Genomic DNA, 22,977 nt, shown 5'->3' with positions numbered 1-22,977 from the left:
GCAGCTTTTCGGACAGGTGCTTGAGCACGGCATTGGCCAGGCCCAGGTTGCCTTCCGAGTTTTCGAAGTCGATCGGGTTGACCTTGTGCGGCATGGTGGAGGAGCCGATTTCGCCGGCCTTCAGCTTCTGCTTGAAGTAGCCCAGCGAGACGTAGGTCCAGATGTCGCGGTTCAGGTCGAGCAGGATGGTGTTGGCGCGCGCGAAGGCGTCGAACAGTTCGGCCATGTAGTCGTGCGGTTCGATCTGGATGGTGTACGGGTTGAACACCAGGCCCAGGCGCTGCTCGATCACGTTCCTGGAGAAGGCCGGCCAGTCGAAGCTTGGGTAGGCCGACAGGTGGGCGTTGTAGTTGCCGACCGCGCCGTTCATCTTGCCCAGGATTTCCACTTTGGAAATGCGCTCGATGGCGCGCTGCAGGCGGGCGATCACGTTGGCGAATTCCTTGCCCAGGGTGGTCGGGCTGGCGGTCTGGCCGTGGGTACGGCTCAGCATCGGCAGCTCGGCGTTGGCGTGGGCGATTTCCTTCAGCTTGGCGACCAGGCCGTTCAGGGCCGGCACCATCACGCTGTCGCGCGCGGCCTTCAGCATCATGCCGTGCGAGGTGTTGTTGATGTCTTCCGAGGTGCAGGCGAAGTGGATGAACTCGGAGGCGGCCACCAGCTCCGGCACGTCCTTCACTTTTTCCTTCAGCCAGTACTCCACCGCCTTCACGTCATGGTTGGTGACGGCTTCGATTTCCTTGATGCGGGCGGCGTCGGCTTCGCTGAAGTCGGCGGCCAGCTTGTCCAGCAGGGCATTGGCGGCGGCCGGGAAGGGCTTGATTTCGGCGAAACCGGCCAGCGACAGCGCTTGCAGCCATGCAATCTCAACCTTCACGCGGTGGTGCATGAAGCCGGATTCGGACAGGATCGGGCGCAGCTTGTCGGTTTTCGAGGCGTAGCGGCCGTCCAGCGGGGACAGGGCCGACAGGGTGGAGTAAGGAGTAGTCATGATAATGCTGGAAGGAGAGGCGGGAAAAAACGAGATTCTACCATTGGCGCGCCTCTCACCCGGCCTTGCCTGCGCTGCGCCATGCTCCCCGGGGCCGATGCTATACTGTTGTCTAATTCTCTACTTTCAGCATTTATGAAACTAATCGGTTCACTCGCCAGTCCTTATGTACGCAAGGTTCGTGTAGTTCTGGCGGAAAAAAAGCTCGACTATCACCTGGAACTTGAAAATGTCTGGGCGCCGGAAACCACCATCCAGAAACTGAACCCGCTCGGCAAGGTGCCGTGCCTGGTGATGGAAGACGGTTACGCCATGCAGGATTCGCGCGTCATCGTCGAGTACCTGGATGCCGTGTCGCCGGTGTGCAAGCTGCTGCCGCCCAACGGCCGTGAGCGCGCCGACATCAAGTGCTGGGAAGCGCTGGCCGACGGCGTGCTGGACGCGGCGGTACTGGTGCGCCTGGAGCGCATCCAGCGCCCGAAAGAGCTGCAGAGCGAAGACTGGATCGCGCGCCAGATGAAGAAGGTGGAGCTGGGCCTGGCCTCCATGTCCGAGCGCCTGGGCGACAGCGCCTATTGCGCCAGCAACCATTATTCGCTGGCGGACGTGGCGGTCGGCTGCTGCCTGGGCTGGCTCAGCTTCCGCTTCCCGGAAATCGACTGGCGCGGCGCCCATCCGAACCTGGCGCGCCTGTTCGACAAGCTGTCCGAGCGTCCTTCCTTCAAAGACACCGTTCCCCAAGCCTGATCCGGAGGTCGCCATGGCAGACAGAGTCCTCGTGTTTGGCGAAGCCCTGCTGGATGACTTTGGCGACCAACAGATTCCCGGCGGCGCGCCATTCAACGTGGCGCGCAACCTGGCGGCGCTGGGCAATCCCGCCCTGCTGGTGACGCGCGTCGGCAATGACGCGCCGGGCCAGCTGCTGCGCGGCGAATTCGCGCGCTTTGGCCTGAGCGCCGAGGGCCTGCAGCATGGCGCCGAGCCGACCGGGCGCGTGGTGGTGGAGCGCGACGGGGAGGGCGGGCACCGCTTCCATATCCTGGCCGAACAGGCCTACGACCATATCGAAGCCGCGGCGGCGGTCGACGTGATGCGCGCCTTTTCGCCCGATACCGTGTATTTCGGCACGCTGGCGCAGCGCGAGCCGGCCTCGCGCGCGGCGCTGGCCGCCGTGCTGGATGGCGCCGCCGGCGCCGCCCGTTTCCTCGACCTGAACCTGCGCGATGGCGTGGATGAATCGGTGGTCTTCAACTCGCTGCAGCAAGCGGCCATCGTCAAGGTCAACGAGCAGGAGCTGCAAGCGCTGTTCGCGTGGTACTGCCATACCTGCCCGGACACCATGGACATCGACAGCGCCGCAGTCGAGGCGGAAGCGCGCGCCATGATGCATAACTTTTCCATCGACGGCCTGCTGGTCACGCTGGGCGAGCGCGGCGCCATGTATCTTGGCGCCGACGGCACGCGCGTGGACGAGCGCCAGGCGTTCCCGCCGGCGCAGTTCGTCGATTCGGTGGGGGCGGGCGATGCGTTTGCCGCCGTCTTCCTGCTGGGACGCGCGCGCGGCTGGGAGCTGCCGCTGGTTTTGCAGCGGGCCAATGCCTATGCCGGCGCGGTGTGCGGTTTTGCCGGGGCGGTCGCGCCGGATGCCGGGTTCTATACCCAGTGGCGCGATTCCTGGGGACTGTAGCCGGCCGCGCTTAGCGGCGGGTCTGGATCATCTTCCAGCCATTGCCCGAGGGGTCGCGGAAGCCGGCGTCCACCGTGCCGTAGCGTTCCGCCGGCTCCTGGGTGAATTCCACGCCTTTGTTGTGCAGCTTGTCGTAGGCGGCGAAGCAGTCGGCCACTTCCAGCACCAGCGGCGGCATGGCGCCTTTGGCCACCAGCGCGTTCAGTGCTTGGGCGGTGACGGCGTCGTGCACCGGCGGGCCTGGCACGTAAAGGCCGAGCTGGAACGAGGGCTGTTCCGGATGCTGGATGGTGAGCCAGCGGTAGTCGCCGTTGCGCACGTCGGTGTGGACCTTGAAGCCCAGCTTGTCGACGTAGAAGGCCAGCGCTTCGTCCTGGTCGCGTACGTAAATGCCTGCGGTTTGAATGCCTTGGGTCATGGTGTCTCCTTGGTTAAGTGAGACTCCATTGTAGGGACCTCTTCTTCGCGCCGCTTCTCCGAAACTGATGTTGTGAGGTGGGGCCGCTGCGCGGCGCTCAGCACGCAGGCGGGCACCGGGGCCGGATCGCCGGCGGCGGCGCGCTGCTCGCTGCGGACGTCGCCCGGGTTCTTGCCGGTGATGTCGCGGAAAGTGCGGCCGAAGGTGCCCAGGCTGCGCCAGCCGGTGCTATAGGCGATGTCGGTGATGGGCAGGTCGGTTTCGCGCAGCAGCGTCACGGCGCGCTCGATGCGGCGCGTGAGCAGGTAGCGGTGCGGCGGCAGGCCGAAAGCCTCCTTGAACGAGCGGGCGAAATGCGCTTCCGAAACGCAACTCACTTCCGCCAGGCGGCTGACCGGCCATTCCTCATGCGAGGCCGCATCCATCCGGTCCTTGGCACGCAGCAGCCGCCGCAGCAGTTCCGGACTTTGAAAAAATGGGGACGTACCCCATTTTTCGCTTTGGCGAAAAATAGGGTACGTCCCCATTTTTTCCGCCTCGGGTTTTGTCACTCGGCTTCCGACATCTGCGACTGCAGGTAGTTCTGGATGCCGATCTTGCCGATCAGGTCGATCTGCGTTTCCAGCCATTCGATGTGCTCCTCGGTATCCTTCAGGATATCCAGCAGCAGGTCGCGCGACACGTAGTCGCCAACTTTCTCGGATTGGGCAATGCCTTCCTTGATGGTGACGTGGGCGCCTTTTTCCAGCGTCAGGTCGGCCGCCAGCATTTCCTCGGTGTTTTCGCCGATCAGCAGCTTGTGCAGCGCTTGCAGGTTGGGCAGGCCGTCCAGCATCAGGATGCGGTCGATCAGGCGGTCGGCGTGCTTCATCTCGCCGATGGACTCGTCGTACTCTTTCTTGCCCAGCTTGTCGAAGCCCCAGTGACGGTACATGCGCGCATGCAGGAAGTACTGGTTGATCGCGGTCAGCTCATTGGTCAGCTGAGCGTTCAGCAGACGGATAACATCTTTGTCGCCCTTCATGGGGGTTCCTTCTTATCGGGTTGGGAATACTGCTCATTTTGCCATGAAGGGCGCTGCCAACCTAGTCATGCGGGAAACATAGGATTGCTAACGACATTGCTAATGTAAATGAAAACAATTATCATTTGCGTTTTATTCCGACCGTCAAGAGTTGTCAATGTCTTACATTAAGAGCCGCAAGCACACGCCAGCCACGCTCGCCGCCATCGCCGCTTCCCTGGCGATGCCTGTAGCACACGCTGATGCCACCACCGCTGCCCCCGAGCAGAAAATGCAGGAAGTGATCGTTACTGGCCAGAATGGCAACGACTTCCAGGTGAAGAAATCCGCCTCCGACAAATTCACCGCGACCCTGCTGGATACCCCGAAAGCCGTCACCGTGATCCCGACCGAGGTGATCTCGCAGACCGGCGCCACCTCACTGACCGACGCCCTGCGCACCGTGCCGGGCATCACCGTGGGCGCGGCGGAAGGCGGCCAGCCGGTGGGCGATAACCTGCTGATCCGCGGCTACAACGCACAGACTGACACCTACATCGACGGCATCCGCGACACCGGTTCGCAGAGCCGCGAGATCTTCTCGCTGGAGCAGATCGAAGTGGTCAAGGGCCCTAACTCCGCTTACGGCGGCCGTTCCTCCGCCGGTGGCGGCGTGAACCTGGTGTCCAAGACCGCCAAGGCGGAAAACTTCGCCAACGCCTCGGTCGGCATCGGCAGCGCGCAATACCGCCGCGCCACCGCCGACATCAACCGCACCCTCGGCGACAACGCCGCCGTGCGCCTGAACGTGATGGCGCATGAGAACCACGTGGCCGGCCGCGACGAAATCCACGGCGACCGCTGGGGTATCGCGCCGACCGTGACCTTCGGCCTGACCGGCCCGACCAAGGCCACCCTGTCCTACTACCACATGGAGTCGAGCGAGCTGCCGGATAGCGGCATCCCGTTCAACAACCCGTTCACCAGCGGCGCCAACGTCGCCAAGAACGGCAACGGTACCCCGATGAGCGTGCCGCGCAGCACCTTCTACGGCCTGGTCGACCGCGACTTCCGCGACACCCAGTCCGATATCGGCACCGTCGACCTCAAGCACGACTTCCGCAACGGCCTGGTGTTCCGCAACGTGACCCGTTCCAGCAAGACCGAGAACAACTACATCTACACCCAGCCTGACGACTCCAAGGGCAACGTGGTCCTGTACGGCACCCTGTGGCGCCGCGGCGCTTCGCGCGTGGCGCAGACCGAGGCGCTGGCCAACGCGTCCAGCCTGCAGGGCGAGTTCAGCGCCGCCGGCGTCAAGCACAGCTTCATCGCCGGCGTGGAGATCGGCCGCGAAGTGACCGACCGCAGCACCTACGTGTTCACTCCGGGTAACAACAACCCGCTGACCAAGACCAGCACCTGCCCGACTGCCGGCGCGGCCACCCTGTACAACTGCACCACCCTGCTCAACCCGAACCCGCACGACCCATGGTCGGTGGGCCAGGTGCGCACCGTGTCGCCTGCCGCGACCAATGTGCACACCAATACCCGCTCGGTGTACGGCTTCGATACCATCGAGTTCAACCCGCAGTGGCTGCTGAACGTGGGCCTGCGCTGGGACGACTACCGTTCCGCGCTGTTCACCCAGGCTAACACCAGCGTGACCCCGGCCACCGCCGCCGTGCGCGCCGAGAACAAGGCCAACTTCACCAACTACCAGGCTGGCCTGGTGTACAAGCCGGCGGCCAACAGCAGCATCTACCTGTCGTACGGCACCTCGTCCACCCCGGCCGGCAATGACGGCGGCGAAGGCACGGACGGCCTGTCCGTGGCCGTGCAGGACCTGAAGCCGCAGGACAGCAAGAACTGGGAACTGGGCACCAAGTGGGAAGTGTCGGCACGCCGCCTGTCCCTGAGCGCTGCCATCTTCGAGAGCAAGATGAACAACGCCCGCATCACCGGCCCGAACGGCACCTCGCAGAACGCCGGCAAGAAGAATGTGCGCGGCGCCGAATTCGGCGTGAGCGGCGCGATCACCAACAACTGGCAAGTGTTCGGCGGCGCCACCTGGCTGGACGCGGAAGTGGGCGACAACGGCTACACCAATATCGGCACCACCGCGGCGCCGGTGTGGGTCAAGTCGCCGTACGACGGCAACACCTTCCCGGGCGTACCGAAGACCAGCGCTTCGCTGTGGACTTCCTACACCTTGCTGCCAGGCCTGACCATCGGCGGCGGCGTGAACTACTCCGCCAAGATCTGGGCTAACATCAACAACACCAAGCACGTGCCGGCCTACACCCGCTTCGATGCAATGGCGAGCTACGACGTGAACAAGAACATCAGCCTGCAACTGAACGTGCAGAACCTGACGGACAAGTTCTACTTCGATAAATCCGTCTCGAACCATTACGCGCAAGTGGCAGCGGGCCGTACCGCTATCCTGACCGCTAACTTCCGCTACTGATCATGATGCTGCATATCCCCGGCGTGCTGACGCCGGAACAAGTCACTTACTTCCGCCAGCGCCTGGCGGCCGCCGAATGGATCGATGGCCGCGCCAGCGTGGGTTCGCAGGGCGCGCAGGTCAAGCGCAACCGCCAGATCGCGGAAGGGACGCCGCTGGCGCTGGAACTCGGGGATATCATCATCAAGGCATTGGCGAAGAACCCGCTGTTCTATTCGGCGGTCCTGCCGCGCAAGATCCTGCCGCCTTACTTCAACAGCTATGCCGGCGGCGAGACTTACGGCCTGCATATCGACGGCGCGATCCGCCATATGGTGGGGACGGCCGACGTGATGCGCTCGGATGTTTCCACCACCGTGTTCCTGTCCGATCCGGAGGAGTACGAGGGCGGCGAGCTGACCGTGATGGACAGCTACGGCTCGCATGAGGTGAAGCTGCCGGCGGGGGATGCGATCGTGTATCCGGCCAGCAGTGTGCATCGCGTGAATCCGGTCACGGCGGGCGAGCGCGTGGCGTCGTTCCTGTGGACGCAGTCGATGGTGCGCGATGACTGGAAGCGCACCATGCTGTTTGAACTGGACCAGAATATCCAGAAGCTGCGCGGGCAGCATGGGGATGGCGAGGCGACCGTGGGGCTGGCTGGCCACTATCACAACCTGCTGCGCATGTGGGCTGACCTTTGACCCTGGAAACGCAAACGCCGCGGACTTCGATCGAAGCCGCGGCGTTTGCATTTCAGGGGTCTGACCCTTGGGTCAGACCCGGTCCTACCGGGTTTAAGAAATCTGGAAATTAATCGGCACCACCACATACACCGGCTGCGCCTTGCCATCTTCCACATAAGGCTTGAACAGCGCGCGCATCACCGCCGCGCGGCCCGCCTCATCCAGGTTGGAAGAGCCGGACGACTTCTGGATCGACGCCTGCTCCGCATAGCCCTTCTCATTCACCAGCACGCGCAAGGTGACCACGCCCGTCTCGCCCATGCGGCGCGACACCGACGGATACACCGGCTGCGGCGCGCGGATATATTCAACAGCGGAGATGACACGCGGGCCGGCCGGCGCGGCAGGTGCCGCAGGCGTCGGGCTGGCCGGCGCAGCTGCCACCGGCACATGCGGCGCAGCTTCCACCACGCGCGCCTGCGACGGCGGCGGGGTGATCGTGTTTTCGATAACAATCGGCAGCATCGGCAGCGGCGGCGGCGTAATGGAAGGCGCTTTCGGCGCGATTTCCACCGTCTTCGGCTGCGAGGCTGGGGGAGGTGGCGGAGCCGCCACGAATTTGACTTCAACGATTTCCGGCACGCGGTCGATCAGGCGGGTCATGGTGCCGTTGGCAATGGCGTAGCCGACGATCGCATGCAGGGCGACGACAACCGCGATCTTGGTCAGCCTGTCGCTGCCACTGGCGCGGCCATAACCGCCGCCACTCGGGAAAGTCATCGTTTGCATAGAGCGCTCCTTACACGGTCAGTGATGGGCGCTTGAGCACAGTCTCCTGGATGCCGCTGCCCAGATGTTCATCCAGCACTTCCACCGCATAGCTGAGGCAGTTGCCGCAGCAGGTGGCCACGCCGAGCGCTTCGCGCAACTCGTCCATGGAGCTGATACCCATATCTATGGCTTGACGGATTTCACGATCAGAGATGTTGTTGCAGACACAAACGATCATTTTCGAAATTACCTTCTGGCTAAGATTGCGATTCCGTTATTGAGAATCATTATCATTACGGTTCCCATTCTACCCGAACCGGAATACAATGCAAGCCGTATTCGAAAACAATTCTCATTTATAATGAGGCGGTTGTTACGCCCTGGAAAGTTCGCCATGACCCTTGCTCCTACCTTGATTCAGCTAGATTCCCTGCCGGTGGGGCAGAGCGGAACCGTGGTCCATATTGCTCCGGGAAATCCCCAAGATACCGAAGACGGCGCCGACCTGGCCCGTCGCTTGATGGAGCTGGGCTTCGTGCCCGGCGAACGCATCCGCATGCTGAAGCGCGGCTTGCCCGGCGGCGAACCGCTGGCCATCAAAGTAGGCAACGCCACATTTGCCTTGCGCCGCTTTGAAGCTGCGCTGATCTCGATTCAACCGGAATAAATAATGGGTGCAGTAGAAAAGGCCGCGCCAGTCGTCGCGCAGCAGCCAATGGTCGCCCTGCTGGGCAACCCGAATTGCGGCAAGACCGCTTTGTTCAACCGCCTGACCGGCGCGCGCCAGAAGGTCGCCAACTACGCCGGCGTGACCATCGAGCGCAAGGAGGGCCAGTTCACGTCCGCCGCCGGCAACAGCTACCGCCTGCTCGACCTGCCGGGCGCCTATAGCCTGTCGGCCCACACCCCCGACGAAGAAATCACGCGCGACGTGGTGGCCGGCCTGCGCGCCGGCGAGCGTTCGCCCGACGTGGTGGCCTGCGTGGTGGACGCCACCAACCTGCGCCTGAACCTGCGCCTGGTGCTGGAGATCAAGCGCCTCGGCCTGCCGATGGTGCTGTGCCTGAACATGGTCGATGTGGCGCAAAAGCGCGGCATCGTGGTCGATACCGCCCGCCTGTCGCAGGAGCTGGGCATGCCGGTGGTGGAAACCGTGGCCGTCAAGGCCGGCGGCGAGAAGGCCCTGGTCGATGCGCTGGACGCCATGTGGCCGGTGCACCATAGCCAGGCCAATCCGCTGTCCGCCATCGATGCCGTGCCGGTGGAAGAGACCCAGCGCGAAGTGCGCCGCATCCTGTCGGTGGCCGTGCAGGATGCCGACGACCGCGGCAACCGCTCCGAGAAGATCGACCATGTCGTGCTGCACCCGGTGCTGGGCCCGGTCATCCTGGCCGTGCTGATGTTCTGCGTGTTCCAGGCCGTGTTCAGCTGGGCCGCGACGCCGATGGACATGATCAGCGGCGGCGTCGAACACCTGGGCGCCATGCTGAAAGAGCATATGGCCGACGGCGTGCTGCGTTCCCTGCTGGTGGACGGCGTGCTGGGCGGCGTGGGCGCGGTGCTGGTGTTCCTGCCGCAGATCCTGATCCTGTTCTTCTTCATCCTGGTGCTGGAAGACTGCGGCTACCTGCCGCGCGCGGCCTTCCTGCTGGACCGCCTGATGGGCGGCGTGGGCCTGTCCGGCCGCGCCTTCATTCCGCTGCTGTCCTCGTTCGCCTGCGCCATTCCCGGCATCATGGCGGCGCGCACCATCCAGAATCCGCGTGACCGCATCGTGACCATCATGATCGCGCCGCTGATGACCTGCTCGGCGCGCCTGCCGATCTATGCACTGGTGATCGCCGCCTTCATCCCCGAGCGCGAAGTGTGGGGCCTGTTCAACCTGCAGGGGCTGGTGCTGTTCTGCCTCTACTTCGCCGGCATCATCTCGGCCATGGTGGTGGCATGGATCATGAAGCGTTCCATGGGCACCAAGCGCAACCGCCCGCTGATGCTGGAGCTGCCGGCCTACCACTGGCCGCATATGCGCAACCTGGCGATCGGCCTGTACGAACGCGCCAAGATCTTCCTGCTGCGCGTCGGTACCACCATCCTGACCCTGATGGTGCTGCTGTGGGCCCTGTCCAGCTTCCCGGGCGCACCGGAAGGCGCCACCCAGCCGGCCATCTACTACAGCGTGGCCGGCATGCTGGGGCGCGCACTGGAAGTCATCTTCGCGCCGATCGGTTTCAACTGGCAGATCTGCATTGCGCTGGTGCCGGGCATGGCCGCGCGCGAAGTGGCGGTCGGCGCGCTGGGCACCGTGTACGCGCTGTCGCAGACCGGCGACGAACTGGCCAATTCGCTAGCACCGGTGATCGCCTCCGGCTGGGGCATGCCGACCGCGCTGGCGCTGCTGGCCTGGTACGTGTTTGCGCCGCAGTGCCTGTCCACCTTGTCCGTGGTGCGCCGCGAGACCAACTCGATGAAGTACCCGCTGATGATGGCCGGCTATATGTTCGCCCTGGCCTACACCGCCACCTTCATCACCTACCGCGTCGCCCTGGCGCTGGGAGCCTGACCATGTGGCAGGAAATCGTCGTCGGCATCGTGGTGGCAGCCGCCGCGCTGCACGCGGCGAGGAAATACCTGCCATCCTCCCTGCGCGAGCGCATGGTGTTCGCGCTGGCACGCCGTGGCCTGCCGCAAGACAAGCTGGCGCGCTTCTTCAAGACTGAAGCCAGCTGCGGCAGCGGTTGCGGTTCCTGCGGCAGCTGCGGCGACTCCGCCGCGCCAGGCGCCCCCGGCCAGCCCGGCGCGCCCGGCGACGGCGGTCCTGCGCGCCGCGTCATCAAGCTTCACGTCTCCAAAACTTGATCTAAGGCATGTCCGCCCGATAAAGAGGTATCTACAATGTCACTTATTGAAAGTGACATCGTGGAGCCACCGTGGGCTGGAGCAGGAGACAACTCGCCAATATCGTCAGGATCGCCCTGTTCGCGATGCTGATGGCGGTGTCCGCGCCGACCCTCTCCACGCTGCTGTCGGCTGCCTGCGGCGACGCCACGGCAGCCCACTGCCACGCCCAGCCCAAAGCCCACCACCTGGCCCAGAAATGCGGCTACTGCATGTTGCAGGCCGACCTGCCTGCCGCGCCGCCGCAGCCTGGCGGCCCAGTGCTGGCCGTGGCGCTGTTGCAGCGCGTTGCCGCTGCAGTGCCTGCGACCGCGCCGGCCTCGCACCATGGCCAACTGGCGCCGCCGCCGCGCGCCCCTCCTTCCGCCTGACCTCCCCGCGCCATCCATCTTTGCCTTGCATTGCACGCGCCCTGTGACGGCGCGGTCGCAAGGCCACTGTTCGCAGGACACGAAAGGAAGCATCATGAATACCCGCCCCATTCCCCTGGCCGCCGCGCTGCTGGCCGTGTTTTCGACGCCGGCCCTGGCCGACCACGAAGGGGAGTCGCCGCTCAAGCTGGTCGGCACCGTGGTGATCGCCGGCAGCAACCCGACCTCGCTGCCGACCCAGATCCCGACCACGATCGAGGGCGTCACCCGTCTGCAGATCGAAAACCAGATCAATGCCAGCGATGCGGAAGACGCCTTGAAATACCTGCCAAGCCTGCTGGTGCGCAAGCGTTACATCGGCGACTACAACCACGCGGTGCTGTCCACCCGCGCCTCCGGCACCGGCAACAGCGCGCGCTCGGCGGTGTATGCGGACGGCGTGCTGCTGTCGAACTATCTTGGCAACGGCGCCACCTTCGCGCCGCGCTGGGGCATGGTGGCGCCGGAGGAAATCGAGCGCGTCGACGTGCTGTACGGCCCGTTCTCGGCGGCCTACGGCGGCAACTCGGTCGGCGCCGTGGTCGATTACCAGACGCGCATGCCCAAGCAGTTCGAAGCCCATGCCCGCGTGGCCTATGTGCACCAGCCGTTTGAGCTGTACAACACGAAAGAGAACTTTGGCGCGAAACAGGCCAGCATGTCGCTGGGCAGCCGCCATGGCGCCTGGTCCTGGTTCCTGGGCGTGAACCGCACCGACAGCGATGGCCAGCCGCAGACCTACATCACGCGCGCCATCGCGGACGGCGCCGGCAGCGGCGGCGCGCCGGTGAGCGGGGCGGTGATCGGCAAGGACCGCACCAACCGTGACGTCTACATCCTCGGCACCGCCACCCAGTACCACACGGTGCAGGACCATGCCAAGTTCAAGGTTGCCTATGACTTCTCGCCGACCGTGCGCGCCAGCTACTCGCTGGGCTGGTGGCAGAACGATTCGAACGGTACGCCGAATACCTACCTGCGCGATGCGGCAGGCAAGCCGGTGTACAGCGGCGCCGCCGCGATCAATGGCCGTACTTTTACGCTGGCGCCGACCGATTTCAATGCATCGCGCGAAGAACTGCGCCACCTGATGCACGGCCTGACCGTGAAGAGCAACAGCAAGGGCGTGTTCGACTGGGAAGTGGCGGCCAGCCTGTACGACTACAGCCGCGATATCCTGCGCGCCCCGACCACCGCGCGTCCCGCCGCCGCCAGCGGCGGCGCCGGCCGCATCGTCGACCAGGGCGGCACCGGCTGGAACACCCTGTCGCTGAAGGGCGTCTGGCGTCCGGACGGCATGCGCGGCGCGCACATCGTCGATTTCGGCTACCAGCGCGCGGCGTACAAGCTCTCCACCATCGAGCGCGCCACCAGCGACTGGCTGGATGGCGCAGCCGGTGCGCGCAACCAGTCCTTCGCCGGCCGCACCAGCATCGACAGCCTGTACGTGCAGGACACCTGGCGCCTGGCGCCGGACTGGAAGACCGTGCTTGGCGCGCGCTTCGAGCATTGGGAAGCGCGCGACGGCGAAACCGGCAACGCCAGCACGGTTGTGCCACACGCCAGGCGCAGCGACAACTACGTCTCGCCGAAAGCCGCGCTGGCCTACCAGGCCAGCGATGACTGGACGATCAAAGCCTCCACCGGGCGCGCCGTGCGCATGCCCACCGTGTCCGAGCTGTACCAGGGCGGCATCAACAACGCCGGCACCCTGGTCAACAACGACCCGAACCTGAAGGCCGAGCGCTCCTGGACCACGGAGCTGAGCGCCGAGCGCCTGGCCGGCAATTCCGCGCTGCGCCTGACCGCCTTCTTCGAACGCAATAGCGACGCCCTGTATTCGCAGCTGCTGACAGCGAAAGTCAGCACGGTGCAGAATGTGGACCTGATCCGCACGCACGGGCTGGAGACGGCATGGTCGAGCGATAACGTGCTGCTGGAAGGGCTCGACATGCAGGCCAGCCTGACCTGGACCGACTCCCGTATCAAGCGCAACGCCAGGTTCGCCGCCAGCGAAGGCAAATGGCAGCCGCGCATCCCGGAATGGCGTGCCAGCGCGGTGGCCAGCTACCGCGTGAACGACAAGCTGTCGGCCACCCTGGCGGCGCGCTACAGCGGCAAGCAATACTCCACGCTGGACAACAGCGACATCAACGGCTTCGCCTACCAGGGCGCGAGCAAATACTTCACGGTCGATGCGCGCCTGCGCTACCGCCTCGACAAGCACTGGAGCGCCGCCCTCGGCATCGACAACGCCAACAATTACAAGTACTGGAACTTCCATCCCTATCCACAGCGCTCTTACAGCATGGAGGTGAAATTTGATTGGTAATGCGCTCGAACTCGGCGAGTTCGAACTATGGTGCCACCCGCACGTGGCGGCGCACGACGGCAGTATCGCCAGCGTGCAGGCCGAAGTGCGCTGGCGCCGGCAGGATGGCAGTTTCGCCGCAGGCAACGCCATCGCCGCCGCTCTGTCGGGCCGCGCCGCGCAGGAGCTGTTCGTGCTGCATATGGTGTGCGATGCGCTGGCCGCCTTGCGCATGTGGCGCGGCGATGGGTTCGAGCTGGACCTGGTGCTGGAACTGCCGGTGCCGCGCGCGCTGCTGGAAGCGCCGGCCACGCGCGACGCGGTGGCCGGCTTGCTCACCCAGGCGGGCGCCCCAGCATCGCGCCTGGCGCTGCTTGCCGTTGCCGGCCCCGGCGCAGCGGAGGGCGGGCAGGGCACCGCGTGCTGCGAAGTCTCCGACCTGCTGGACTGGCTGCGTGCACGCGATGCCAGTTGCGCGCACGCGGCCGGCGATTTCATCGCCACCCCGCAACCGGTGCACACGCTGCCTGCCACGCTGCGGCGCTGGCAAGCCAGCTACGCGGTCATGGTCGCCGCCGACGCCTTCAGCTGAAATGCACCTGGCCGAAAAAACCGTATTGCAGGCTTTGCGCAATGCGGCTGGCCACGACACGGAATTCTTCAGCCACCTCCGGCGCGAACAGCCGGTCGACCGTCTGCTGGAACAAGGCCAGCCAGCGCTGGAAGTGCTGCGGCTGCACGCCCGGCAGCGCCATGTGCTTGCCATAGACATTGCCCTGGAAGCTACGGGTCTTCAGCATGGTGGTGCTCCAGAACTCCACCATGCGCGCCAGGTGCGGCGGCCAGTCGTCAATGGCCGCCGCGAACACCGGCCCCAGCTCCGGGTCGGCGCGCACGCCCGCGTAGAACTCGTGCACGAGCGTCGTGATGGAATCCTGGGTAAGTGGTAAAGTCATGGCTCCATTTTATCCCTTCGGAGCGCGCCCATGATTATCGTCCACCACCTCAATAACTCCCGTTCGCAGCGCGTGCTGTGGTTGCTGGAAGAGCTGGGGCTGGCGTACGAGATCAAGCACTACCAGCGCGACCCGAAAACCATGCTGGCGCCGCCCGAGCTGCTCAAAGTGCACCCGCTCGGCAAGTCGCCCGTGATCGAGCATGAAGGCAATATCGTCGCCGAATCGGGCGCCATCATTGAATACCTGGTGGAGAAGCACGGCAACGACCGCCTGGTGCCGCCGGCCGGCACGCCGGACAAGCTGCGCTGGCGCTACTTCATGCATTACGCCGAAGGCTCACTGATGTCGCCGCTGCTGATGAAGCTGGTGTTCGACAAGGTCGAGTCCTCGCCCGCGCCGTTCTTCGTGCGTCCGATCAAGCGCGCCATCGCGCAGAAGGTGCTGTCGAGCTTCGTCCAGCCCAACATCGACCGCCACCTGGCCTTCCTCGAAGCCGAACTGGCCCAGCGCGACTGGTTCGCCGGCAGCGAGTTCAGCGCCGCCGATATCCAGATGAGCTTCCCGCTCGAAGCCGCCGCCTCGCGCGCCGGCCTCGGCGCCTCCCACCCGCGCCTGCAAGCCTTCCTGCAACGCATCCACGCCCGCCCCGCCTACCAGCGCGCCCTCGAACGCGGCGGCCCGTACGAACTGCTGCGCTAAGTCAAAATACCTCGTGTCGCTGCCGGATAAGCTTGCTTGACCAGCTTACCGGGAGTGGTAAAGTGAAAATTGAGTTTGACCCCCGAAAAGACGCAGTCAACAGGCGCAAACATGGCATATCACTTGCCCTGGCGGAGCACCTGGATTGGGTAAACGAGCTGGCCTGGATTGAGCGGCGCTTCCCTTATGACGAATGCCGGATGTCGGCCTTGGTACCTTTTAAGGAGCGCGTTTATTTCGTTGCCTATGTAGATAGGGGAACTTGTCGACGCATCATCAGTTTACGAAAGGCGGACAATAAGGAAAGGCGGACATATGACCGATTATCTTATTACTAAAAGCGGCCGGAGACTTGAATTGCTGTCCGAGGACGAGGATCGACGCGTCACGCAAGCAGCGCTTTCGGATCCGGACGCATTGCCGTTGACTGACGAGGATATCGCTGAGATTGAGAGGCAGTTGCGCGAGCGGAAGGCGGCAAAGCCAGTAGCGAAGTAGCTGTACGGTAAAATACCGCCCATGACAGGTAGACTACTGGCCATCGACGGTTTGAATATTGTGCGGCGTGTGTATGAGGCGAGTCCGGAGCCGGATTCCGACCTCAAAGCCGAGATCGCCATGCGCCATGCGTTCAGCGCCTTCCAGCGCCTGGTGAACGGCCACGAACCGACCCATATCCTGCCCGCCTTCGACTACGGCGGCAGCACCTGGCGCCACACCTTGTACAAGGGCTACCGCGAGGGGCGGCAACCGATGCCGGACGTGCTGCGCGAGGCGCTGCCCCAGTTCTACATGCAGCTGACCAATATCGGCATGTGCCCGATCTCCATCCCCGACGTGGAAGCCGACGACGTGATCGGCACCGTGGTCACGCGCTGGCTCAGCGAGGGCCGGGGCGAGGCGGTGGTGGCCACCACCGACAAGGACTTGCACTGCCTGATCGCCGAGGGCGCCCGCGTCTGGGACCATTTCAAGTCGGAGTGGCACGACCGCGCCTGGGTCGAGAAGAAGTGGGGCGTCACGCCCGGCATGCTGCCCGACCTGCTGGCGCTGATGGGCGACGAGACCGACTCCATCCCCGGCGTGTCGAATGTGGGAGTGAAAACCGCCGCCAAACTGTTGCGAACTTACGGCACTCTGGACGCAATCATGGCCGGGGCGGGCATCCTGAAGGACAAAGTTGGCGAAAGCCTACGAAAAGAGCGAGATATGTTGTATCTTTCTCGTCAATTGGTACAACTAAAAACGGATGTAAAGATCGGCGTGAGCTGGAACATGCTGGCCTGGGACCACCGTTAAGAAATCCTGATGTTAAAAGCGGTAATCATCGACAGTAGCGCCATCGCGCGCGGCCTGCTCAACACCGTCCTGCTGGATGGTGGCTACGACGTGGTCGGCCAGGCCCACACCTGCCTGGCGGGCAATGTCCTGCTGATCAAGCACAATCCCCAGATTATCTGCATCGCGCGCGACTGCATCGAGGCCGACGAGCCGGCCATGGCCGCCATGCGCAAGGAGTGGCCCAAGGCCATGATCTTCATGGTGTCGTCGGAATTCGACCAGGCCACGATCCAGAAGGGGCACGCGATGGGCCTGAACGGCTATATCGTCAAGCCGTTCAATGCCGGCACGGTGCTGAAGACGATCCGCAATACCGTGATCGCCACGGTGAAGCGCCAGCAGGCGGCGCAAGCGGCGCAGGATGGGGCGGCTGGCGCCGCCCCGGCCGAAGGGTCAGACGAAGTCTGAACCGTTGATGATGCCGCCGCCCAGGCAGACGTCGCCGTCGTACAGCACGGCCGACTGGCCTGGGGTCACTGCCCACTGGGCATCCATGAATTTCAAGGCAAACTCGCTGTCGCCGCTGGCGGCCACGTCGCACGGCACGTCGGCCTGGCGGTAGCGCGTCTTGGCGCTGATGCGGCCCGCTTCCGGCGCCACGCCGGCCACCCAGCTGGCCTGGCCGGCCTGCAGCGCGTCCGACAGCAGCCACGGATGGTCGTGGCCCTGCACCACCCACAGGGTGTTGTTGGCCACGTCCTTGCGCGCCACGTACCAGGCGTCGCTGGAGCCGTCCGACTTCTGGTAAGTCTTCACGCCGCCGATGCCGATGCCCTTGCGCTGGCCCAGGGTGTAGAAGGACAGGCCGACGTGCTCGCCCACCACCTTGCCGTCCGGGGTCTTGATCGGGCCGGCCTTGTACGACAGGTAGCGGTTCAGGAATTCGCGGAACGGGCGCTCGCCGATGAAGCAGATGCCGGTCGAATCCTTCTTGGCCGCATTCGGCAGCTGCAGCTTTTCCGCAATCTTGCGCACCTCGGTTTTCGGAATTTCGCCCAGCGGGAACAGGGTCTTCGACAACTGCGCCTGGTTCAGGCGGTGCAGGAAGTAGCTCTGGTCCTTGGTGTGGTCGACCGCCTTCAGCAGCTCGTGGCGGCCGGTCGCGGTGTTGTGGCGCACGCGCGCATAGTGGCCGGTGGCGATCAGGTCCGCGCCCAGGTGCATGGCGTGGTCGAGGAAGGCCTTGAACTTGATCTCGGCGTTGCACAGCACGTCCGGGTTCGGCGTGCGGCCGGCCTGGTATTCGCGCAGGAATTCGGCGAACACGCGGTCCTTGTATTCGGCGGCGAAGTTGACGGCTTCGATATCCACGCCCACCACGTCGGCCACGCTGGCGGCGTCGATCCAGTCCTGGCGGCTGGAACAGTATTCGGAATCGTCGTCGTCTTCCCAGTTCTTCATGAACAGGCCGATGACCTCATAGCCTTGCTCTTTCAGCAACCAGGCGGAAACGGAAGAGTCGACGCCACCGGACATGCCGATGACCACTTTTTTCTTACTCATAGTCGAGGGGGTGTTGCAAATTGTCCAAAATAGAAGAAGTACTCAGACTTCTTCGAATACCGACACGTGGGTATGCAGGATTTCCAGCGGCGCGCGTTTGCCCGCCAAATATTCGTCCACGCAGGTCAGCAGCAGGGGGCTGCGGTGACGCTCGCGGCAGGCCGCGATTTCATCGCGCGTCATCCAGTGCGTGCGCAGGATGCCTTCGTCGAGCGGGCGCTCCGGGTAAAAATCGCCCACTTCGCCGCAGAAGGCAAAGCGCAGGAAGGTCACCAGCTGGCCGGTGCGCGCCGAGCGGTAGCGGCTCATATACATGCCCACCAGGGCGGTCGGGGTGAAATCGTAGGCCGTTTCTTCCAGCGTTTCGCGGATCACGGCCTGTTCCAGCGATTCCAGCGGGTCCAGGTGGCCGGCCGGCTGGTTCAGGCGAATGCCGTCACTGGTTTCTTCCTCGATCAGGAGAAACTTTCCATCGCGCTCGATAACGGCGGCGACTGTGACATTCGGTTTCCAGGTGCGCGGCATGTTGGTCCATCCTTAGAAGACCCGACATTGTAGCCTGATCTTGCTATTCCGTTGTGACCGCCGCATGACTTTTCTTGTGCGGCGCAACATTTTGTCTCCGGGGAACATTGGCTTATCAACATTTCATGTTAGATTTTAGTCAGTTTTTCCCACTATTGGAGGCATTATGAAGATTGGCGTACCGGCCGAGTCTAGGCCGGGGGAGACCAGGGTGGCAGCCACGCCCGAAACGGTCAAGAAACTAGCAGTCAAGCACCAGGTGGTCGTGCAGGCGGGAGCCGGCATTGCAGCCTCGGTGACGGACGAAGCATATGCCGCCGCCGGCGCCACCATTGGCACCGCTGCGGAGGCGCTGGGCGCGGACATCGTGTTGAAAGTCCGGGCCCCGAATGCCGAGGAGCGCGGCCTGATGAAACCAGGCGCCGTGCTGGTCGGCATGCTGAATCCATTTGATGGGGAAAACATTGCGGCCATGGCGGCTTCCGGCCTGTCCGCGTTTGCATTGGAAGCTGTGCCGCGTATCACGCGCGCGCAGTCGATGGACGTGCTGTCCTCCCAGGCCAATATCGCGGGCTACAAGGCCGTGATGGTTGGCGCCAATACCTACCAGCGTTTCATGCCCATGCTGATGACGGCAGCGGGCACCGTGAAAGCTGCCCGTGTGCTGATCATGGGCGTCGGCGTGGCCGGCCTGCAAGCGATTGCAACGGCCAAGCGCCTGGGCGCCGTGATCGAAGCGTCCGACGTGCGTCCACCGGTGAAGGAGCAGGTGGAGTCGCTCGGCGCAAAATTCATCGACGTGCCGTATGAGACCGATGAAGAACGTGAAATCGCGCAAGGCGTCGGCGGCTATGCGCGCCCGATGCCGGCGGCCTGGATGCAGCGCCAGGCCGCGCTGGTGCATGAGCGCGCCAAACAGGCCGACATCATCATCACCACGGCACTGATCCCGGGCCGCCCGGCGCCGGTGCTGATCTCCGAAGAGACCGTGAAGGCCATGAAGCCCGGCTCCGTCATCGTCGACCTGGCGGTGGAGCAGGGCGGCAACTGTCCCTTGTCCGAACTGGGCAAGACGGTCATCAAGCACGGCGTGCACATCGTCGGCGAGCCGAACCTGGCCTGCCACGTGGCGGCGGATGCCTCGGCCCTGTATGCGCGCAATGTGCTCGACTTCCTCAAACTGGTCTTCGACAAGGAAGACCAGCTGGTCATCGACCGCGAGGATGAAATCATCAAAGCAACGCTGGTCTGCCACGGCGGCGAGCAGTTGCGGAAATAGGAGAGCGGAATGGAAGTCAGCAATACCATCATCAACCTGATCATCTTTGTGCTCGCCGTGTATGTGGGCTACCACGTGGTCTGGAACGTCACCCCCGCGCTGCATACGCCGCTGATGGCGGTGACCAATGCGGTATCGGCCATCATCATCGTCGGCGCCATGCTGGCGGCGGCGCTGACCGAGGGCTTGGTCGGGCAAATCATGGGCACCGTCGCCGTGGCGCTGGCCGCCGTCAATGTGGTCGGCGGTTTCATGGTCACGCAGCGCATGCTCGAGATGTTCAAGAAAAAGGAGAAGAAATCGTCGTCGGAAGGAGGCAAGGCATGAGCTTCGTCACCATGAACCTGGTCACGATGATGTACCTGATCGCGTCTGTCTGCTTCATCCAGGCGCTGAAAGGACTGTCGTCGCCGGCCACGGCGCGCCGCGGCAATGCCTTCGGCAAGCTGGGCATGGCGATCGCCTTCATCACCACCTTCGCCCTCATCCTGCGCATCAAGGCCGACCTGTCGCATTCCAACCAGCTGACTGAAATGGCGGTCGAACTGGCGCGCGCGCAGGGCATGAACGCGGTGGCGCCCAAGCTCGGGTCGGGCGGCCTGGGCCTCGGCCTGGTGGCGCTGGGCGTGATCGTCGGCGGCAGCATCGGAGCCTTCCTCGCCAAGCGCGTCGAGATGACCAAGATGCCGGAGCTGGTGGCGGCCATGCACTCGCTGATCGGCATGGCGGCGGTGTGCATCGCCATCGCCGCTGTCGCCGAGCCGTCGGCCTTCGGCATCGCCGGGCGCGGCCAGGCGCTGCCGCTGGGCAACCGCATCGAACTGTTCATCGGCACCTTCGTCGGCGCCATCACCTTCAGCGGCTCGGTGATCGCCTTCGGCAAGCTGGCGGGCAAATACAAGTTCCGCCTGTTCCAGGGCGCGCCGGTGGTGTTCGGCGGGCAGCACATGCTGAACCTGGTGCTGGCGCTGGTCATGGTCGGCCTGGGACTGGTGTTCGTGCTGAAGGACGGCGCCGAGCCGGCCTGGACCCCGTTCCTGCTGATGACCGCGATTGCCTTCGTGCTGGGCGTGCTGATCATCATCCCGATCGGCGGCGCCGATATGCCGGTGGTGGTGTCGATGTTGAACTCCTACTCCGGCTGGGCGGCGGCGGGCATCGGCTTCTCGCTCAACAACTCGATGCTGATCATTGCCGGTTCGCTGGTCGGTTCCTCGGGCGCCATCCTGTCCTACATCATGTGCAAGGCGATGAACCGTTCGTTCTTCAACGTGATCCTGGGCGGCTTTGGCGGCGACGCCGCGGCGGCGGCGGCGGGCGGCGCGCAGGCGCAGCGCAACGTCAAATCCGGCTCCTCCGACGACGCCGTGTTCCTGATGCAGAACGCCGAAACCGTGATCATCGTCCCCGGCTACGGCCTGGCGGTGGCGCGTGCCCAGCATGCGCTGAAGGAACTGGTGGAGAAGCTGACGCACCAGGGCGTGACGGTGAAGTACGCGATCCACCCGGTGGCCGGGCGCATGCCGGGCCATATGAATGTGCTGCTGGCGGAAGCCGAAGTGCCGTATGACCAGGTGTTCGAGATGGAAGACATCAACAGCGAATTCGCGCAAGCCGACGTGGTGCTGGTGCTGGGCGCGAACGACGTGGTGAACCCGGCGGCGAAAGATCCCAAATCGCCGATCGCCGGCATGCCGATCCTGGAAGCCTACAAAGCCAAGACCATCATCGTCAACAAGCGCTCGATGGCTTCCGGCTATGCCGGCCTGGACAACGAGCTGTTCTACATGGACAAGACCATGATGGTCTTCGGCGACGCCAAGAAAGTGCTGGAAGACATGGTGAAAGCCGCCGAATAAGCGGCACGGCCTGACGGCCGAGCCCGTGTCAACCGTGGGGCCAGACCCTGTGGTTGACACGGGCTCTTCTTTTTATGGCGGCATGCTTGTTGCACGCGCTGCCGGTGTTGGCGCTTCGGCGCCTCTACCGGGAGATCGTCATGCTGCATTTCCTGTTCAACTTTGGCCGTGGCTTGCTGCTTTGCCTGCTGTGCGCAGGGGCGACGGCGGCGCCGCTGCGGCTCGATATCCATGGCCTGGCGACGCTCGGCCCGCAAGTCGGCATCGTGTTCGACCTGGTGGATGGCGACGGGCCGTCCAACCAGGTGCTGCTGTCAGGCTTCTCGACGGACGGCACACTGGCGCTGGGCGCTGCGCAGGGCGATGTCAGCGGCGCCTTGCCCGGGCCTTTCCTGCTGCGCGATACGCAGTTGCTGAATAGCTTGCTGCTGGTGGCCAGCGGGGCCGACCGTTTTGCCGTCAATTTCGCCGACAGCGGCGTGCCGCCGCAAGCCGGGGGATTTGCCGACAGTTTTGCGGCCTACCTGGTCGACCTGCAGACCGGTTTGCCGCTGCCGACCACGGACCCCAGCGGGTCGGGCGCGCTGTTCGCGCGGTTCATCGATGGCAGCCCGGTGGCGGTCTACCAGCCGCTCGATGCGCCCGGCCTGTCGTGGACTGTACAGCCGGCCGACATCGTGCCGCTGCCGGTGGCGCCGACGCTGGCCCTGTTCGGCGTCGGCCTGGCGGGGTTGCTCTGGCTGCGCCGCCGCGGCGGCAACTGGGCGCTGCTGGTGCTGGCCTGCCTGGCCGGCTATTCGTCGGCGGCGCCGGCGGCCGACCTGGCCGGCATCGTGCAGGTCGAGCGTTCGGGCTTCCTCTACAACCGCAATAGCGATACCTTCGACACCACGGTGACGCTGCACAATATTTCGCCCGATCCGGTCAGCGGGCCTTTGCGCCTGGTGCTGGGCCAGCCCAAGCCTTCGAGCGTGGCCGCCTTCCAGGCTGACGGACGGCTGGAGGATGGGCGCGAGTTCGTGCAGGTGCCGCTGGCGGACGGCTTGCTGGCGCCGGGGGCGCGCGCCAGCGTCCTGCTGAAGCTGCTCAACCCCTCGCGCCAGGCGCCGCGCATGGAACTGTCGGCCGACGGCGAGCCGCTGCCGCCGGCGGCGCGCGGCCCCGGGCGTGTGGGGGCGGGGGGGGCGGGGC

The 22,977-nt window shown here is 64.5% G+C and carries 28 protein-coding genes; 19 read left to right on the top strand and 9 right to left on the bottom strand.

Translation table 11 applies throughout. The features are described from left to right. A partial coding sequence (gene purB, locus ACE3TQ_RS01940; protein ID WP_374580227.1) for an adenylosuccinate lyase occupies positions 1 to 991 on the bottom strand: 991 nt, incomplete at its 3' end. 135 nt (positions 992 to 1,126) lie between these two features. On the opposite strand from purB, the gene ACE3TQ_RS01935 reads away from it, so the two are divergent. Both ACE3TQ_RS01935 and ACE3TQ_RS01930 read left to right on the top strand, forming a co-directional pair. Next, entirely contained in the window at positions 1,127 to 1,738 is a 612-nt protein-coding gene (locus ACE3TQ_RS01935) for a glutathione S-transferase family protein (protein WP_374580226.1), read from the top strand. 13 nt (positions 1,739 to 1,751) lie between these two features. Beyond that, a complete protein-coding gene (locus ACE3TQ_RS01930; RefSeq protein WP_374580225.1) occupies positions 1,752 to 2,678 on the top strand; it encodes a PfkB family carbohydrate kinase in 927 nt (308 codons plus the stop codon). Between the two features lie 10 nt (positions 2,679 to 2,688). Here ACE3TQ_RS01930 and ACE3TQ_RS01925 read toward each other — a convergent pair whose 3' ends face one another. From ACE3TQ_RS01925 to bfr, 3 genes are read right to left on the bottom strand one after another with little or no spacing between them, the layout of a single operon-like run. Further along, positions 2,689 to 3,096 (bottom strand): VOC family protein, encoded by a 408-nt coding sequence (locus tag ACE3TQ_RS01925; protein ID WP_374580224.1) that lies wholly within the window; start codon positions 3,094 to 3,096, stop codon positions 2,689 to 2,691. Beyond that, complete coding sequence (locus ACE3TQ_RS01920; protein ID WP_374580230.1) at positions 3,093 to 3,623, bottom strand: helix-turn-helix domain-containing protein; 531 nt, start codon at positions 3,621 to 3,623, stop codon at positions 3,093 to 3,095. Before ACE3TQ_RS01920 ends, ACE3TQ_RS01925 begins: the two co-directional genes overlap by 4 nt. A 20-nt stretch (positions 3,624 to 3,643) precedes the next feature. After that, positions 3,644 to 4,120 (bottom strand): bacterioferritin, encoded by a 477-nt coding sequence (gene bfr, locus ACE3TQ_RS01915; protein ID WP_374580223.1) that lies wholly within the window; start codon positions 4,118 to 4,120, stop codon positions 3,644 to 3,646. Positions 4,121 to 4,277: 157 nt separating this feature from the next. Here bfr and ACE3TQ_RS01910 point away from each other — a divergent pair, with 157 nt between their 5' ends. Both ACE3TQ_RS01910 and ACE3TQ_RS01905 read left to right on the top strand, forming a co-directional pair. Next, positions 4,278 to 6,569, top strand: a complete 2,292-nt coding sequence (locus ACE3TQ_RS01910; RefSeq protein WP_374580222.1) for a TonB-dependent receptor — start codon at positions 4,278 to 4,280, stop codon at positions 6,567 to 6,569. 2 nt (positions 6,570 to 6,571) lie between these two features. After that, positions 6,572 to 7,252 (top strand): Fe2+-dependent dioxygenase, encoded by a 681-nt coding sequence (locus ACE3TQ_RS01905; RefSeq protein ID WP_374580221.1) that lies wholly within the window; start codon positions 6,572 to 6,574, stop codon positions 7,250 to 7,252. 93 nt (positions 7,253 to 7,345) lie between these two features. Here ACE3TQ_RS01905 and ACE3TQ_RS01900 read toward each other — a convergent pair whose 3' ends face one another. Continuing rightward, a complete protein-coding gene (locus ACE3TQ_RS01900; RefSeq protein ID WP_374580220.1) occupies positions 7,346 to 8,023 on the bottom strand; it encodes an energy transducer TonB in 678 nt (225 codons plus the stop codon). A gap of 10 nt (positions 8,024 to 8,033) precedes the next feature. Then, positions 8,034 to 8,243, bottom strand: a complete 210-nt coding sequence (locus ACE3TQ_RS01895) for a bacterioferritin-associated ferredoxin (RefSeq protein WP_057261372.1) — start codon at positions 8,241 to 8,243, stop codon at positions 8,034 to 8,036. Between ACE3TQ_RS01895 and ACE3TQ_RS01890 the strand changes: the two genes are divergently transcribed. The 6 genes from ACE3TQ_RS01890 (at position 8,196) to ACE3TQ_RS01865 (ending at position 14,213) form a co-directional block, all read left to right on the top strand. Beyond that, positions 8,196 to 8,672, top strand: a complete 477-nt coding sequence (locus ACE3TQ_RS01890; protein WP_374580218.1) for a ferrous iron transport protein A — start codon at positions 8,196 to 8,198, stop codon at positions 8,670 to 8,672. The genes ACE3TQ_RS01895 and ACE3TQ_RS01890 overlap by 48 nt on opposite strands. A gap of 3 nt (positions 8,673 to 8,675) precedes the next feature. Next, positions 8,676 to 10,565: a ferrous iron transporter B gene (locus ACE3TQ_RS01885; RefSeq protein WP_374580217.1), complete on the top strand. Its 1,890-nt coding sequence runs from the start codon at positions 8,676 to 8,678 to the stop codon at positions 10,563 to 10,565. A 2-nt stretch (positions 10,566 to 10,567) separates the two neighbouring features. Further along, entirely contained in the window at positions 10,568 to 10,861 is a 294-nt protein-coding gene (locus tag ACE3TQ_RS01880; RefSeq protein ID WP_374580216.1) for a DUF6587 family protein, read from the top strand. A gap of 71 nt (positions 10,862 to 10,932) precedes the next feature. Beyond that, positions 10,933 to 11,271, top strand: a complete 339-nt coding sequence (locus ACE3TQ_RS01875) for a DUF2946 family protein (RefSeq protein WP_374580215.1) — start codon at positions 10,933 to 10,935, stop codon at positions 11,269 to 11,271. 94 nt (positions 11,272 to 11,365) lie between these two features. Then, complete coding sequence (locus tag ACE3TQ_RS01870; protein ID WP_374580214.1) at positions 11,366 to 13,642, top strand: TonB-dependent receptor; 2,277 nt, start codon at positions 11,366 to 11,368, stop codon at positions 13,640 to 13,642. Further along, the gene (locus ACE3TQ_RS01865) at positions 13,632 to 14,213 is read left to right on the top strand and encodes a hypothetical protein (RefSeq protein WP_374580213.1); all 582 of its coding nucleotides are present in this window, start codon (positions 13,632 to 13,634) and stop codon (positions 14,211 to 14,213) included. Before ACE3TQ_RS01870 ends, ACE3TQ_RS01865 begins: the two co-directional genes overlap by 11 nt. Here ACE3TQ_RS01865 and ACE3TQ_RS01860 read toward each other — a convergent pair. Further along, positions 14,206 to 14,577, bottom strand: a complete 372-nt coding sequence (locus tag ACE3TQ_RS01860; protein ID WP_374580212.1) for a group III truncated hemoglobin — start codon at positions 14,575 to 14,577, stop codon at positions 14,206 to 14,208. The two genes, ACE3TQ_RS01865 and ACE3TQ_RS01860, sit on opposite strands and share 8 nt — an antisense overlap. Positions 14,578 to 14,607: 30 nt before the next feature. Between ACE3TQ_RS01860 and ACE3TQ_RS01855 the strand changes: the two genes are divergently transcribed. The 5 genes from ACE3TQ_RS01855 to ACE3TQ_RS01835 all read left to right on the top strand — a co-directional run bounded on the left by ACE3TQ_RS01855 (position 14,608) and on the right by ACE3TQ_RS01835 (position 17,028). Next, on the top strand, positions 14,608 to 15,279 hold the full coding sequence (locus tag ACE3TQ_RS01855; RefSeq protein ID WP_374580211.1) for a glutathione S-transferase family protein: 672 nt from the start codon (positions 14,608 to 14,610) through the stop codon (positions 15,277 to 15,279). Positions 15,280 to 15,341: 62 nt separating this feature from the next. Continuing rightward, the gene (locus ACE3TQ_RS01850) at positions 15,342 to 15,617 is read left to right on the top strand and encodes a BrnT family toxin (RefSeq protein WP_374580210.1); all 276 of its coding nucleotides are present in this window, start codon (positions 15,342 to 15,344) and stop codon (positions 15,615 to 15,617) included. Further along, entirely contained in the window at positions 15,595 to 15,777 is a 183-nt protein-coding gene (locus tag ACE3TQ_RS01845) for a hypothetical protein (protein WP_374580231.1), read from the top strand. The genes ACE3TQ_RS01850 and ACE3TQ_RS01845 overlap by 23 nt, the downstream gene beginning before the upstream one ends. A 21-nt stretch (positions 15,778 to 15,798) precedes the next feature. Next, a complete protein-coding gene (locus ACE3TQ_RS01840) occupies positions 15,799 to 16,578 on the top strand; it encodes a 5'-3' exonuclease H3TH domain-containing protein (protein WP_374580209.1) in 780 nt (259 codons plus the stop codon). Positions 16,579 to 16,587: 9 nt separating this feature from the next. Beyond that, complete coding sequence (locus ACE3TQ_RS01835) at positions 16,588 to 17,028, top strand: hypothetical protein (protein ID WP_374580208.1); 441 nt, start codon at positions 16,588 to 16,590, stop codon at positions 17,026 to 17,028. On the opposite strand, the gene mnmA is transcribed toward ACE3TQ_RS01835, so the two are convergent. Together mnmA and ACE3TQ_RS01825 are read right to left on the bottom strand one after the other, a co-directional pair. Continuing rightward, complete coding sequence (gene mnmA / locus ACE3TQ_RS01830) at positions 17,014 to 18,123, bottom strand: tRNA 2-thiouridine(34) synthase MnmA (RefSeq protein ID WP_374580207.1); 1,110 nt, start codon at positions 18,121 to 18,123, stop codon at positions 17,014 to 17,016. The two genes, ACE3TQ_RS01835 and mnmA, sit on opposite strands and share 15 nt — an antisense overlap. 42 nt (positions 18,124 to 18,165) lie before the next feature. Then, positions 18,166 to 18,648 carry an NUDIX hydrolase gene (locus tag ACE3TQ_RS01825; RefSeq protein ID WP_374580206.1) on the bottom strand — a complete coding sequence of 161 codons (483 nt, stop codon included), beginning with the start codon at positions 18,646 to 18,648 and terminating at the stop codon, positions 18,166 to 18,168. 166 nt (positions 18,649 to 18,814) lie between these two features. On the opposite strand from ACE3TQ_RS01825, the gene ACE3TQ_RS01820 reads away from it, so the two are divergent. The 4 genes from ACE3TQ_RS01820 to ACE3TQ_RS01805 form a co-directional block, all read left to right on the top strand. Beyond that, positions 18,815 to 19,927 (top strand): Re/Si-specific NAD(P)(+) transhydrogenase subunit alpha, encoded by a 1,113-nt coding sequence (locus tag ACE3TQ_RS01820; RefSeq protein WP_374580205.1) that lies wholly within the window; start codon positions 18,815 to 18,817, stop codon positions 19,925 to 19,927. A 9-nt stretch (positions 19,928 to 19,936) separates the two neighbouring features. Further along, positions 19,937 to 20,254 carry a proton-translocating transhydrogenase family protein gene (locus ACE3TQ_RS01815; RefSeq protein ID WP_374580204.1) on the top strand — a complete coding sequence of 106 codons (318 nt, stop codon included), beginning with the start codon at positions 19,937 to 19,939 and terminating at the stop codon, positions 20,252 to 20,254. After that, positions 20,251 to 21,786, top strand: coding sequence for an NAD(P)(+) transhydrogenase (Re/Si-specific) subunit beta (locus ACE3TQ_RS01810; protein ID WP_374580203.1), 1,536 nt, complete (start codon positions 20,251 to 20,253; stop codon positions 21,784 to 21,786). The genes ACE3TQ_RS01815 and ACE3TQ_RS01810 overlap by 4 nt, the downstream gene beginning before the upstream one ends. A 140-nt stretch (positions 21,787 to 21,926) precedes the next feature. Beyond that, a partial coding sequence (locus tag ACE3TQ_RS01805; RefSeq protein WP_374580202.1) for a hypothetical protein occupies positions 21,927 to 22,977 on the top strand: 1,051 nt, incomplete at its 3' end.

The organism is Pseudoduganella sp. (assembly GCF_041914865.1).
GTDB lineage: Bacteria > Pseudomonadota > Gammaproteobacteria > Burkholderiales > Burkholderiaceae_D > Rugamonas.
This window is presented reverse-complemented; position numbering and strand designations above follow the sequence as displayed.

Bases quoted from the DNA above. Each gene is read 5' to 3' on its own strand.
- ACE3TQ_RS01835 (WP_374580208.1), top strand. From the start codon at position 16,588: ATGTTAAAAGCGGTAATCATCGACAGTAGCGCCATCGCGCGCGGCCTG.
- mnmA (WP_374580207.1), bottom strand. From the start codon at position 18,123: ATGAGTAAGAAAAAAGTGGTCATCGGCATGTCCGGTGGCGTCGACTCT.
- ACE3TQ_RS01840 (WP_374580209.1), top strand. From the start codon at position 15,799: ATGACAGGTAGACTACTGGCCATCGACGGTTTGAATATTGTGCGGCGT.
- ACE3TQ_RS01880 (WP_374580216.1), top strand. From the start codon at position 10,568: ATGTGGCAGGAAATCGTCGTCGGCATCGTGGTGGCAGCCGCCGCGCTG.
- ACE3TQ_RS01885 (WP_374580217.1), top strand. From the start codon at position 8,676: ATGGGTGCAGTAGAAAAGGCCGCGCCAGTCGTCGCGCAGCAGCCAATG.
- ACE3TQ_RS01815 (WP_374580204.1), top strand. From the start codon at position 19,937: ATGGAAGTCAGCAATACCATCATCAACCTGATCATCTTTGTGCTCGCC.
- ACE3TQ_RS01855 (WP_374580211.1), top strand. From the start codon at position 14,608: ATGATTATCGTCCACCACCTCAATAACTCCCGTTCGCAGCGCGTGCTG.
- ACE3TQ_RS01820 (WP_374580205.1), top strand. From the start codon at position 18,815: ATGAAGATTGGCGTACCGGCCGAGTCTAGGCCGGGGGAGACCAGGGTG.
- ACE3TQ_RS01935 (WP_374580226.1), top strand. From the start codon at position 1,127: ATGAAACTAATCGGTTCACTCGCCAGTCCTTATGTACGCAAGGTTCGT.
- ACE3TQ_RS01920 (WP_374580230.1), bottom strand. From the start codon at position 3,623: ATGGGGACGTACCCTATTTTTCGCCAAAGCGAAAAATGGGGTACGTCC.
- ACE3TQ_RS01895 (WP_057261372.1), bottom strand. From the start codon at position 8,243: ATGATCGTTTGTGTCTGCAACAACATCTCTGATCGTGAAATCCGTCAA.
- ACE3TQ_RS01905 (WP_374580221.1), top strand. From the start codon at position 6,572: ATGATGCTGCATATCCCCGGCGTGCTGACGCCGGAACAAGTCACTTAC.
- ACE3TQ_RS01810 (WP_374580203.1), top strand. From the start codon at position 20,251: ATGAGCTTCGTCACCATGAACCTGGTCACGATGATGTACCTGATCGCG.
- bfr (WP_374580223.1), bottom strand. From the start codon at position 4,120: ATGAAGGGCGACAAAGATGTTATCCGTCTGCTGAACGCTCAGCTGACC.
- ACE3TQ_RS01860 (WP_374580212.1), bottom strand. From the start codon at position 14,577: ATGACTTTACCACTTACCCAGGATTCCATCACGACGCTCGTGCACGAG.
- ACE3TQ_RS01870 (WP_374580214.1), top strand. From the start codon at position 11,366: ATGAATACCCGCCCCATTCCCCTGGCCGCCGCGCTGCTGGCCGTGTTT.
- ACE3TQ_RS01910 (WP_374580222.1), top strand. From the start codon at position 4,278: ATGTCTTACATTAAGAGCCGCAAGCACACGCCAGCCACGCTCGCCGCC.
- ACE3TQ_RS01925 (WP_374580224.1), bottom strand. From the start codon at position 3,096: ATGACCCAAGGCATTCAAACCGCAGGCATTTACGTACGCGACCAGGAC.
- ACE3TQ_RS01900 (WP_374580220.1), bottom strand. From the start codon at position 8,023: ATGCAAACGATGACTTTCCCGAGTGGCGGCGGTTATGGCCGCGCCAGT.
- ACE3TQ_RS01845 (WP_374580231.1), top strand. From the start codon at position 15,595: ATGACCGATTATCTTATTACTAAAAGCGGCCGGAGACTTGAATTGCTG.
- ACE3TQ_RS01930 (WP_374580225.1), top strand. From the start codon at position 1,752: ATGGCAGACAGAGTCCTCGTGTTTGGCGAAGCCCTGCTGGATGACTTT.
- ACE3TQ_RS01825 (WP_374580206.1), bottom strand. From the start codon at position 18,648: ATGCCGCGCACCTGGAAACCGAATGTCACAGTCGCCGCCGTTATCGAG.